The 13,254-nt window shown below is 39.4% G+C and carries 6 protein-coding genes; 2 read left to right on the top strand and 4 right to left on the bottom strand.

Features of this window, described 5'->3' with window-relative positions; translation table 11 throughout:
- The first annotated feature begins 123 nt into the window (after positions 1-123).
- Both LKL37_RS10780 and LKL37_RS10785 read left to right on the top strand, forming a co-directional pair.
- On the top strand, positions 124-4,557 hold the full coding sequence (locus LKL37_RS10780; RefSeq protein ID WP_431610586.1) for a GEVED domain-containing protein: 4,434 nt from the start codon (positions 124-126) through the stop codon (positions 4,555-4,557).
- A gap of 231 nt (positions 4,558-4,788) precedes the next feature.
- The gene (locus LKL37_RS10785) at positions 4,789-9,768 is read left to right on the top strand and encodes a GEVED domain-containing protein (RefSeq protein ID WP_431610587.1); all 4,980 of its coding nucleotides are present in this window, start codon (positions 4,789-4,791) and stop codon (positions 9,766-9,768) included.
- Between the two features lie 139 nt (positions 9,769-9,907).
- On the opposite strand, the gene coaE is transcribed toward LKL37_RS10785, so the two are convergent.
- From coaE to ruvB, 4 genes are read right to left on the bottom strand one after another with little or no spacing between them, the layout of a single operon-like run.
- A complete protein-coding gene (gene coaE, locus LKL37_RS10790) occupies positions 9,908-10,537 on the bottom strand; it encodes a dephospho-CoA kinase (protein ID WP_431610588.1) in 630 nt (209 codons plus the stop codon).
- A 9-nt stretch (positions 10,538-10,546) separates the two neighbouring features.
- Positions 10,547-11,413 carry an MBL fold metallo-hydrolase gene (locus LKL37_RS10795; protein ID WP_431610589.1) on the bottom strand — a complete coding sequence of 289 codons (867 nt, stop codon included), beginning with the start codon at positions 11,411-11,413 and terminating at the stop codon, positions 10,547-10,549.
- Between the two features lie 13 nt (positions 11,414-11,426).
- The gene (locus LKL37_RS10800) at positions 11,427-12,038 is read right to left on the bottom strand and encodes an FMN-binding negative transcriptional regulator (protein WP_431610591.1); all 612 of its coding nucleotides are present in this window, start codon (positions 12,036-12,038) and stop codon (positions 11,427-11,429) included.
- 42 nt (positions 12,039-12,080) lie between these two features.
- Positions 12,081-13,103: a Holliday junction branch migration DNA helicase RuvB gene (gene ruvB, locus LKL37_RS10805; RefSeq protein ID WP_431610592.1), complete on the bottom strand. Its 1,023-nt coding sequence runs from the start codon at positions 13,101-13,103 to the stop codon at positions 12,081-12,083.
- Positions 13,104-13,254: the final 151 nt, after the last annotated feature.

Genomic DNA, 13,254 nt, shown 5'->3' on the forward strand with positions numbered 1-13,254 from the left:
TTCTTTATTTAAAGCATAAGTGATTAAAATATATTTTTTTTTCAAAAAAAACCTGAATGTACCTATAAATTAATAATAAAAAATGATTAGATTTGTCTGATTAATATTATAATGAAAAACATTATGAAGAAACTCTTTACCTCTTTAATTCTGTTTCTCTGTTTGATTTGCACAGGCTTTGTATCCAAAGTCTCGGCTCAGGCAGGCCAGATCGGGACAGGAACGGGTACCTCAGTGTATCTCCCAATACGTTCCTATTATGGGTATAGCTATTCCCAGCAGATTTATACTGCTTCGGAAGTTTCGACTGCCATTGGTACGTCGACCTATATCACGGCAATAAAGTTTTATTCTACCACCGTTGCAACCTCTCAGGATGTGTATAAGGATTGGGTAGTATACATGGGAAACACCACCCAGAATAACTTTGCCTCCCTTACAAACTGGGTTCCTTTAAGTGCCCTCACTCAGGTATATGCCGGAGTTTTACCCACTTTAACAAATGGAAACTGGGTAACTCTTCAGTTGGCAACACCATTTTTATGGAATGGAACAGACAATCTTGTGGTTGCTGTAAATGAAAAAACTCCAGGCTATGCATCTTCACCAGGTACGGCTTGGGGATCTTATAATGCAGGGGCAAACAGAGGGATGATTTATTATGAAGATTCTGCAAATCCAGATCCGGCTGCACCACCTGCAGCAAAGGACAGACTTGCAGATATTCCTAGAGTGCAGTTTGAAAGTCATGCGCTGCCGGCCTGTTCAGCAGCACCTCCTACTAACATTACGGTTTCAAACCTTACAACAACTTCAGCTAATGTAGGCTGGTATTTATCTGCTGGTGCTACTTATGTTGTAAGATACAGACTTTTATCCGGAGGACCGTGGACTACAATTAATGTCACAACTCCTTTGGTAGGGAACCAGATTATTACCGGATTAACGGAACAGACGGCATACGAAGTTCAGGTAGCTACTGTTTGTGGAGGTTCTACAGGAACCTTCTCTCCAAGTGTAAACTTTACGACCCCGGCATTAAGTTATTGTGCTTCTGCTGCTACAAGTACTTATATAGATGGATATATTGGCCAGGTTGCAGTGAATGCACAGGGAGCGCCTTCCATGATGAGTAACTCCGGTCAAAGTGGTTATACAGACTATAGTACAGATCCTACAAGATTGGTTACTTTGGTAAGAGGAGGTACAGGTACTGTTTCTGTATCGAAAGTATGGCCAGATTATCAGTATAGCTTCTTAACAGGAGTTTGGATTGACTATAACCGTAATGGTGTTTTTGAGGCTTCCGAAAGAGTATTAACTTCACCAAGTAATACAACAACTCCGGTTACGGCAACATTTACTGTACCTACCACTGCAAGTGGAAATGTATATACTGGAAACCTGACTACCAAAATGCGTGTTGTAATGAATGAGTATAGCCCTATTAATGCTTGTGGTACTTATTCTTATGGTGAAACTGAAGATTATGCTGTTAAGCTTATTGACTTATCAGCATGTACTACAGCTCCACCTTCAAATATTACTGTAAATAACGTAACTCCTTCTTCGGCTAACGTTACTTGGACATCAACTACAGGTGCTACTTATATTGTAAGATACAGAGTTTCACCTTCTGGTACTTGGCAGCAGATTACTGTAAATACTCCTTTAATAAGTAATCAATTACTTACAGGATTATTAGAACAGACTGCATATGAAGTTCAGATAGCTACTGTCTGCGGTGGTACTACAGGAGCATTTTCACCAAGTGTGAACTTTACCACTCCGCCTCTTACTTATTGTACGGCAGGTCCTTCAAGCAATACGGCTACGAGTGGATATATTAATAATGTAACTGTTACTCCTACGAATACTCCTATTATGTTGAGTAATTCCGGATCAGACAATTATAAAGATTATACACCAGACCCTACAAGAGTAGTTATCTTTGAAAGAGGTTCTGCAAATAATAAAATTTCTGTAAACAAATACTGGCCAGGTACTCCTGTATCTTATGGAGTTTCAGCATGGGTAGATTTTAACAGAAACGGAACATTTGAAACAAGTGAGAAAATTCTTAATAGTACTTATAGTACAACTACTCCTGTAACAGCTACCTTCCCTGTACCTACAGTGGCAAGTGGAAATGTATATACAGGAACTCTTCCTACCCGTATGCGTGTAGTAATGAGATACTATGATAATGCTAACGCTTGTGGAACATTTACTCAGGGAGAAGTTGAAGATTATGCAGTTAAATTTGTAGATTCTCAACCTTGTACAACAGCTCCTCCAACAAATATTGTAGTAAATAACGTTGCAGCAACTACCGCTACCGTATCATGGGTTGCTACTGTTGGAGCTACTTACAATGTAAGATGGAGAGTGGCACCAAGTGGAGCCTGGCAGACTGCTACCGTTCCTGCAGGTCAGAACTTCTACGGAATTACAGGTCTTACAGAACAGACGAATTATGAAGTTCAGGTTTCAACAACGTGTGGAGGTTCTACAGGAGCTTACTCAGCTTCAGTAGCATTTACGACTCCGCCTTTGTCTTACTGTACAATGACAGGAACCGGAACTAACGATCATATTTCGAATGTAACGGTTACCTCTTCGAACCTTGGAGTTCCACCAATGAATAATACTTCAGTACAGACCAACTATATCAGTTATACTACACCTGAGACCCTTATTACTTTAGATGTAAATTCTCAAAATAATAAAATCTCTGTAGCGAAAGGCTGGACTGGAGCAACAGGAAATGATGCTGTAACGGCATGGATCGACTTTGACAGAAATGGGCAGTTTACGGATGCTGAGAGAATCTTAATTTCTCCTGCCAACACAACTACACCGGTTACTGCTACTTTTGCAGTTCCTTCAACAGCTTATACGGGACCATTAACAACAACAATGAGAGTTGTGGTAAAACGTACAAGTGCTCCTGTTATGTGCCAGAATGCAGTAGATGGAGAAGTAGAAGATTACAGGGTAAAAATAAGACCTTGCAGCAATGCAACACCAAATGCACCTACCTTTACCACTACCCATACATCAGCTACTGTTACCATTACTGGATCAGGAGTAAGTTATGTGGTAAGATACAGAGTTCAGGGAACAACTGCCTGGACGCAAGTATATGCTTCAACACAATTGGGTAATCTTCCATTAGTGATCAATGGATTGACACCAGCTACCACTTATGAAGTAGAAGTGGCAGCTATTTGTGGAGATATTGTAGGAACAGCAACACCAATTAAGACTTTCACGACAAGATGTGATCCTACGCCTCCTAATGTAACAGTAAGTAATATTACTCCAACCACAGCGTTGATTACATGGGCTCCGCTTGCAGCAAGCTCTACGTATACGATGAGATGGAGAAAAGTAGGAACTACAACATGGAATATTGTAAGCTTACCGGCAGCTCCTGCTAACACTTATGTATTAGGAAGTGCCACTCCACTGGAACCATATACTACGTATGAAGTACAGATTGCTAACCAGTGTAACGGAGAAACTACATTGAATCCATATTCTAACCCTAAAGTATTTACGACAGAAAGAATATGCCAGATTCCTCCTCCGGGATTAACAATTACACAATTGCTTCCTACATCAGCAGCGATCCAGTGGGATCCGTTCCCGGGAGCAACATATGTTCTTAGATATAGAAAAGTAGGTATTCCAAGCTGGACAGAAGTACCATCAATAGTTAATAACCTGGTATTAACAGGTCTTACAGAATTAACGAAATATGAAATGCAGGTAGTGAATATCTGTAGTGGTACTCCAGGGAATTACACTCCTCCATACTACTTTACAACCCCTACAGTAATCTACTGTAAGATGAAGTCAGGAAGTTCTACAGGAGAACATATTTCTAAAGTAACCGTGAAGCCTACGGGTAAGAAAACGATGGAGAATGAATCAGGAGCATCTACGTATACCGATTACACAGGAGTTCCTAAAACATTCATCGAAATGATTCAGGGATCTACAGATAATGAGATCATCATTGAGAAGAAATGGACGGGAACAACTTATAACGAAGGCATTGCAGTTTGGATTGACTTCAACAGAAACGGAGAGTTTGATATCAACGAAAGAGTATTCACTTCTTCACCAAATTCAAACAGTCCAGTATCAGGTAAGTTCAATGTGCCGGCAGATGCATTCGTAAGTATGACAGACTACAAGTATGTTGTCATGAGAGTAGCGATGTCAAGAGATGGTATTCCGGTAAACTGTACAGACTTCAAAAATGGAGAAGTAGAGGATTACACGGTAAGAATCTCTAAACCAATTGCAGCTAATCCAATTGATCAGACGAGTATCATGATTTATCCGAACCCTGTAAGTTCAGTATTGTTTGTGAAGAATATCAGCAAGAGAGCTAAATATACGATCTACAATGCAACAGGACAGGTAATCGCCAATGGTATCTTACTGAACAACCAGATCAATGTAAGCAAATTAATTAACGGTGTTTATGTGATCGATATCGAAGACAATGGTAACACTGTTCAGAAGAAATTTATCAAAGAATAAATACATTTAAATTTCAGATAAAATAAGCCTCCAGCAATGGAGGCTTATTTTTTTATAAAAATTACTGATTTTCTTTGTGAATTTCGATTAAATCACTGTTTTAAAGTATGAAAGAATAATTAGAGTTATTCTTTTATTGGTATATGTTAATGATTTACTTAATCTAATTGGTTATTGATAAAAATATAATTAATTTTGTAAAGATTAACATATATATCTAACCAAAACATTATGAAGAAACTCTTTACCTCTTTAATTCTGTTTCTAGGTTTGATCTTTGGGCTCTCATTGCATGCCCAGGTCGTAACCATTGGGACAGGAACCAGTACGCAGCGATATCCTTTGACGCCCTACTATGGGTATCAGAGATCTGCATCGCTATATACTGCTGCAGAAATAAACACTCCGGGTGGAGGAAGTATCTTATCCGTAGGATGGGAGGCTACTGCAACCATGAATATTACCTTCCCGGTAAAAGTTTATTTAAAATCCGTACCATCCACTACGACAGCCATTACAGCTCAAAACTGGAATACGGTAACTACTGGAGCTACATTAGTATATAGCGCAAACGTAACCAGCCTTGCGGTTGGATGGAACACACTCCAATTACAGCTTCCATACACTTACAATGGAACAGATAATCTTATGGTTTTAGTTGAAACCAATTATGGAGGTTCCGGAGGAGGCTCAGGAACTGCCGGAGCGGGCTTTAAATATAGCACTGCCACGGCAAGTCACATGTATTTCGAAGCGGATACTACTGCACCTGCAGGGAATGGTACGGTAACTGCGAACAGACCAAATGTTCAATTAACTTTTGGTACACCGCCTACATGTTTACCTATGCCTCCGGGTGGAACTTTATCTACGGGAACAATAACGGCTACCAGCGCAGTACTAAACTGGACCGCTTATTCATCTGCACCTGCAGGAGGATATGATATTTATTACAGTACCACAAACACTGCTCCTACAGCGGCGACACTTCCAACACAAAACGTTCCTTCCGGAACCACTGCAACACTTTCACCATTAGTACCTAATACAACGTATTATGCATGGGTAAGAGCAAAATGTAGTGCTACAGATCAAAGTGCATGGTCAGGACCAATAACATTCAGTACACCTCCTACATGTCCACCTATGCCTGCAACCGGGTCATTATCCATGGGTACGATAACAACTACAACTGCAGTACTAAACTGGACTGCTTTTGGATATGTGCCGGCAGCAGGGTATGATATTTATTACAGTACAAGTAATACGGCTCCAACAGGGGCAACTGTACCATCACAAAACGTTCCTTCCGGAACCACTGCAACACTTTCTCCACTTACTCCTAACACAACGTATTATGCATGGGTAAGAGCAAGATGTAGTGCAACAGATCAAAGTACATGGAAAGGATCAATAACATTTACTACCCCTGCTACATGTCCGCCTATGCCTGCAACCGGATCATTATCTATTGGTACGGTGACCCCTACAAGTGCAGTATTGAACTGGACTGGTTTTGGATATGTGCCAGCAGGAGGGTATGATATTTATTACAGTACAAGTAATACGGCTCCAACAGGGGCAACTGTACCATCACAAAACGTTCCTTCCGGAACCACTGCAACACTTTCTCCACTTACTCCTAACACAACGTATTATGCATGGGTAAGAGCAAGATGTAGTGCAACGGATCAAAGTACATGGAAAGGACCTCTTTCTTTCTATACAGGATATTGTGTACCTACAGGTGGTACTTCAAGTACATTGTATTATCTGAATAATATTACAACAACAGGAGGTATTGCAAACTTGAATTATACTGCAAACAGCTATACAGCGTATGTAAATAATTCTGCGACTGTTGTTTCTGCAATTCCTAGTACATCTGTAACAGTGAATCTTGCAGCAGCAGGAAATAATACGTATTACTATTATGTCTGGGTTGACTGGAATAATGATATGAATTTCAATGGTCCTGGTGAAACTATTCTTGCCACTACCAGCTATGTAGCAACAGCAACGGCTACTATTCCAATTACAGCGGGACAGGCTCCCGGTAACTACAGAGTAAGAATGGCAACATCGGAATTAAGTACTATTACTTCTTGTGGGCCTGCTCCTTATGGTAACTATGTGGACTTTACATTAAGTGTTATTGCCCTACAGCCATGTTCTGCAGCTCCACCTAGTAATATTGCCGTTTCAAACCTTACTGCAAGTTCAGCTGTTGTAAGTTGGATTCCTGCAATAGGAGCAACTTATACATTGAGATATAAAAAGGTTACAGACGTAGCTTGGACGACAATCAACATTACAACTCCGCTTACAAGCAGCCAGTTATTAAGTAACTTAGTAGATCAGACTCAATACGAAGTTCAGATGGCTACTATTTGTGGTGGTACTACAGGAGCATTTTCACCAAGTGTGAACTTTACTACTCCGCCTCTTACTTATTGTACGGCTAATCCAACAGGGAATACAGGAACAAGCGGATATATTAATAATGTAACTGTTACTCCTACCAATGCGCCTATTATGTTTAATAATTCAGGTTCGGATGGTTACAAAGATTATACAACAGACCCTACAAAAGTAATTATCCTGGAAAGAGGTTCAGGAAATACAAATAAAATTTCTGTGAACAAATACTGGCCAGGTTCCAGCAGTTCTTACGGAATTTCAGCATGGATCGATTTTAACAGAAACGGAACATTTGAAACAAGCGAGCGGGTACTGAATACTACAGCGAGTACAACCACTCCTGTAACAGCTACTTTCCCTGTACCTACTATCGCAAGTGGAAATGTATATACAGGAACTCAGCCAACCCGTATGCGTGTTGTAATGAGTACAAGTAGTACAAACACCCCTTGTGGAACATTTACTCAGGGAGAAGTAGAGGATTATCCGGTAAGATTTGTAGATTCTCAAACCTGTACAACAGCTCCTCCAACTGGTATTACAGTCAATAATATTTCTGCAACGAATGCAACTGTATCATGGATTTCTACTGTTGGAGCTACTTATACTGTAAGATGGAGAGTGGCACCAAGTGGAGCTTGGCAGACTGCTACCATTCCTGCAGGTCAGAACTTCTACGGAATCGCTGGTCTTACGGAACAGACGAATTATGAAGTTCAGGTTTCAACAACATGTGGAGGTTCTACAGGAGCTTACTCAGCTTCAGTAGCATTTACGACTCCGCCATTGGCTTATTGTCAGATGACAGGTTCCGGAACTAACGACCATATTTCGAATGTAACGGTTACCTCTTCGAACCTTGGAGTTCCACCAATGAATAATACTTCAGTACAGACCAACTATATCAGTTATACTACACCTGAGACCCTTATTACTTTAGATGTAAATTCTCAAAATAATAAAATCTCTGTAGCGAAAGGCTGGACTGGAGCAACAGGAAATGATGCTGTAACGGCATGGATCGACTTTGACAGAAATGGGCAGTTTACGGATGCTGAGAGAATCTTAATTTCTCCTGCCAACACAACTACACCGGTTACTGCTACTTTTGCAGTTCCTTCAACAGCTTATACGGGACCATTAACAACAACAATGAGAGTTGTGGTAAAACGTACAAGTGCTCCTGTTATGTGCCAGAATGCAGTAGATGGAGAAGTAGAAGATTACAGGGTAAAAATAAGACCTTGCAGCAATGCAACACCAAATGCACCTACCTTTACCACTACCCATACATCAGCTACTGTTACCATTACTGGATCAGGAGTAAGTTATGTGGTAAGATACAGAGTTCAGGGAACAACTGCCTGGACGCAAGTATATGCTTCAACACAATTGGGTAATCTTCCATTAGTGATCAATGGATTGACACCAGCTACCACTTATGAAGTAGAAGTGGCAGCTATTTGTGGAGATATTGTAGGAACAGCAACACCAATTAAGACTTTCACGACAAGATGTGATCCTACGCCTCCTAATGTAACAGTAAGTAATATTACTCCAACCACAGCGTTGATTACATGGGCTCCGCTTGCAGCAAGCTCTACGTATACGATGAGATGGAGAAAAGTAGGAACTACAACATGGAATATTGTAAGCTTACCGGCAGCTCCTGCTAACACTTATGTATTAGGAAGTGCCACTCCACTGGAACCATATACTACGTATGAAGTACAGATTGCTAACCAGTGTAACGGAGAAACTACATTGAATCCATATTCTAACCCTAAAGTATTTACGACAGAAAGAATATGCCAGATTCCTCCTCCGGGATTAACAATTACACAATTGCTTCCTACATCAGCAGCGATCCAGTGGGATCCGTTCCCGGGAGCAACATATGTTCTTAGATATAGAAAAGTAGGTATTCCAAGCTGGACAGAAGTACCATCAATAGTTAATAACCTGGTATTAACAGGTCTTACAGAATTAACGAAATATGAAATGCAGGTAGTGAATATCTGTAGTGGTACTCCAGGGAATTACACTCCTCCATACTACTTTACAACCCCTACAGTAATCTACTGTAAGATGAAGTCAGGAAGTTCTACAGGAGAACATATTTCTAAAGTAACCGTGAAGCCTACGGGTAAGAAAACGATGGAGAATGAATCAGGAGCATCTACGTATACCGATTACACAGGAGTTCCTAAAACATTCATCGAAATGATTCAGGGATCTACAGATAATGAGATCATCATTGAGAAGAAATGGACGGGAACAACTTATAACGAAGGCATTGCAGTTTGGATTGACTTCAACAGAAACGGAGAGTTTGATATCAACGAAAGAGTATTCACTTCTTCACCAAATTCAAACAGTCCAGTATCAGGTAAGTTCAATGTGCCGGCAGATGCATTCGTAAGTATGACAGACTACAAGTATGTTGTCATGAGAGTAGCGATGTCAAGAGATGGTATTCCGGTAAACTGTACAGACTTCAAAAATGGAGAAGTAGAGGATTACACGGTAAGAATCTCTAAACCAATTGCAGCTAATCCAATTGATCAGACGAGTATCATGATTTATCCGAACCCTGTAAGTTCAGTATTGTTTGTGAAGAATATCAGCAAGAGAGCTAAATATACGATCTACAATGCAACAGGACAGGTAATCGCCAATGGTATCTTACTGAACAACCAGATCAATGTAAGCAAATTAATTAACGGTGTTTATGTGATCGATATCGAAGACAATGGTAACACTGTTCAGAAGAAATTTATCAAAGAATAAATACATTTAAATTTCAGATAAAATAAGCCTCCAGCAATGGAGGTTTATTTTTTGTAAAATCATATCAATGGAATAATATCCTCAGAAATATTTTTTGCATAAAAAAACTCGTTAGAAAAGTTCCTAACGAGTTCTTATTTTATTCAATACTGAAAATCACTTTTTCAGTCTGTTCTTTCAATTCTTCCAGATTGGTGTTGTTATAGACGATACAATCTGCCATTTTAATTTTATCCCTTTCAGGCATTTGTTTTTCCATGACAGCTTCTACCTCGCGATAGGTTTTATTATCCCTGTCCATTACTCTTTTAATTCTGATATTATCCTCAGCAGTTACCAAAAGAGATTTATAACACTGCCTGTTAAGTTTTAGTTCAAACAAAAGAGCTGTTTCTTTAAAAACTAAATACTTACTTTGTTTCTTGACCCAGTTTTCAAAATCAATCTTTACCGCAGGATGTATGATTTCGTTTAAATGCTGAAGCAGATCTCTATTACTGAAAACCTTATCGGCAACAAATTTTCTGTCATACAATCCGTTTTCATCATAAGAATCTTCACCAAGAAGTTCTTTGATTTTTATTTTCAGCTCCTCGCTTTCATTAACGATCGCTTTAGCTCTGTCATCGGAATAGTAAACCGGAAAACCGAATTCCTCTATAAAATGGGCTACTGTAGTTTTTCCTGAGCCTATTCCGCCTGTTAAACCTATGATCTTGGGTGCTGGTTCCGGTTCAGCCTGTTGTGTTTCTGAATGTAATTCTTCCATGATTTATAATTAATATCCAAAAACATCATTAAAGCTAAACGTCTCATCAAGTCTTACCCCTTTGTCAGTCATTTTAAGACTTGCCAGTTCATGATGAGCATCATGTTCAAAGAACAGTAAATATTCATTATCTACACACTGCTTCAGGAACTTTCCTTTCTCTTCCATTGTTAAAAGAGGTCTGGTATCATATCCCATCACATATACCGGGTTGATATGCCCTGCCGTAGGAATAAGGTCTGCAGCAAAAACAACTGTTTTTTCCTGGTATTGGATCACGGGAAGCATCTGCTTTTCAGTATGGCCGTCTACAAAGATGACATCCATCTTCAGATCCGGAGCGAAACCGTAGTTTCCGGTAGTAGGAAGTGGCAAAAAGTTAAGTTGTCCGCTTTCCTGCATCGGCATAATATTTTCCTTCAGGAAGCTTGCTTTTTCTCTTGCATTAGGCTCTGTTGCCCACTGCCAGTGATTTTCATTCGTCCAGAAGTTGGCATTTTTGAAGGCAGGTCTGTATCCGGTTCTGTCGTCATTCCATTCAATAGCACCACCACAGTGATCGAAATGAAGGTGAGTAAGGAATACATCCGTAATATCCTCCTTTATAAAGCCATATTTTTTAAGATTCTTATCAAGAGTATCATCTCCCCAAAGAGAATAGTGTCCGAAAAATTTATCATCCTGTTTGTTACCAAGACCGCAGTCTACCAGGATCAGTTTTTTTCCGTCTTCAATAAGCAGAGAACGGGTTCCCAGCTCGATTAGGTTTTTTTCGTCTGCCGGGTTTGTTTTTTCCCACAGACTCTTCGGGACGACTCCGAACATAGCACCGCCGTCCAGTTTAAATTTTCCACATTGTATAGGATATAACTTCATATGTATATTTTGATTATTTCTTTATTGCTTTCATTTTCTCCGCAATTTTTCTTGCGTTATCATCAGATTGTTCAAGCTGAGTAATGATGTTGTTAAAATCATTCTCTTTTCTGTTCTGAGAAAGTTTTTGTTTGATGAATATTTCGGTTGGAATTATTTTAATCCCAAAAGCACCCTTCATTTCCTTTTCTACAAATTCCCTTCCCATATCTTTCACCATCATTGGACATTGCTGGAAGTTTTCATATTTGGATGTTAATTTATCCAAATGGGCATACAGCTCATCGTGGTTCATTAATTCAACCTTTCCATGAATCTGTACGGCTTCATAATTCCAGGTGGAGACATTAATATGATCATACCAGCTGCTTGAAATATAAGTATGGGCACCTAAAAAATCACAAAGAACTTCATCACCGTTTTTTAAGGTTTTAGCCTGCGGATTTGCTCTTGAAATATGCGTTTCAATATAAATATTTTCAGGATCATCTTCATTGAGCATCATCATGGAATGAGTGGCTCTTATCTTATCAACAGAAGAAATAAGTAATGCGAAAGAATTTTCTTTGATGATCTCTCTCATCACATTCAAATCTTCACTTCTGTATAATTTAGGTATAAACATAAACTAATAAATTCTTATTAACCTTAAACCAAAAACTTTGAATTAAAAAAGTTCTCCCGGATTTTTAGGTCTTGTAATATTCAAATGTTTGTAAGCCTTGTCAGTCACTTCTCTTCCTCTTGGAGTTCTGATAATAAACCCTTCCTGGATCAAAAATGGTTCATAAACTTCCTCAAGTGTTTCAGGATTTTCAGCAATAGACGTAGCCAGAGCAGAAATACCAACCGGCTTTCCTTTAAAGTTCTCAATCATGACACGCATGATCTTATTATCCATCTCATCCAGACCAAACTCATCCACATTCAGAGAGTTCAGGGCATATTTGGTGATATTGATTTCAATTTCACCATTTCCTTTAATCTCTGCAAAATCACGTACTCTTCTCAATAATGCATTCGCAATCCTTGGTGTTCCACGGCTTCTTCTTGCAATTTCTAAGGCAGCATCTTCATAAATGACTACACCCAAAACTCTTGCACTTCTCTGAATAATCATTGATAAAAGTTCAATAGAGTAATATTCCAGTCTGCTTTGAATCCCGAATCGGGCAAGCATTGGTTTCGTAAGCATACCGCTTCTTGTAGTGGCACCTACGAGAGTAAAAGGATTCAGACTGATCTGTACACTTCTGGCATTAGGGCCTGTTTCGAGCATGATATCAATCTTGTAATCTTCCATTGCAGAATATAAATATTCCTCTACAATAGGAGAAAGACGGTGAATCTCATCAATGAAAAGGACATCATTTTCTTCAAGATTGGTCAATAAGCCTGCTAAACTTCCAGGTTTGTCTAATACTGGACCGGAAGTAATCTTACAGTTTACACCAAGTTCATTGGCGATAATATTGGCCAGAGTGGTTTTACCCAGACCCGGCGGACCGTGCAATAAAACATGATCTAATGCTCCGCCGCGTCTTTTCGCAGCAGTAACAAATACTTCAAGGTTCTCCAGCGTTTTTCTCTGTCCCGCAAAATCTTTAAAGCTCTGGGGACGGATCTGTTCTTCCTGCATCAGCTCCTCGTTTGAGTAGTTTTCCTTATCCGGATGTAAAAAATCTGGCATTAATTCATTTCATTTACTTCAAAGATAGCAAATTTAGACTAAGGTTGAAGGGCAGATTGAGAAAACGTTAAGATTGACACAGAGGTTTAAGCCAAGGCTGAAAATGAGAACGGCTAAGATTTAAATAATTGGGATATTTTAAGTATTTTTG

It is taken from the genome of Chryseobacterium sp. 'Rf worker isolate 10' (genome assembly GCF_050753305.1).
Taxonomy (GTDB): Bacteria; Bacteroidota; Bacteroidia; order Flavobacteriales; family Weeksellaceae; genus Chryseobacterium.

Coding starts and splice junctions, on each gene's coding strand:
- LKL37_RS10780 (WP_431610586.1), top strand. CDS start 124: ATGAAGAAACTCTTTACCTCTTTAATTCTGTTTCTCTGTTTGATTTGC.
- coaE (WP_431610588.1), bottom strand. CDS start 10,537: ATGGAAGAATTACATTCAGAAACACAACAGGCTGAACCGGAACCAGCA.
- ruvB (WP_431610592.1), bottom strand. CDS start 13,103: ATGCCAGATTTTTTACATCCGGATAAGGAAAACTACTCAAACGAGGAG.
- LKL37_RS10800 (WP_431610591.1), bottom strand. CDS start 12,038: ATGTTTATACCTAAATTATACAGAAGTGAAGATTTGAATGTGATGAGA.
- LKL37_RS10795 (WP_431610589.1), bottom strand. CDS start 11,413: ATGAAGTTATATCCTATACAATGTGGAAAATTTAAACTGGACGGCGGT.
- LKL37_RS10785 (WP_431610587.1), top strand. CDS start 4,789: ATGAAGAAACTCTTTACCTCTTTAATTCTGTTTCTAGGTTTGATCTTT.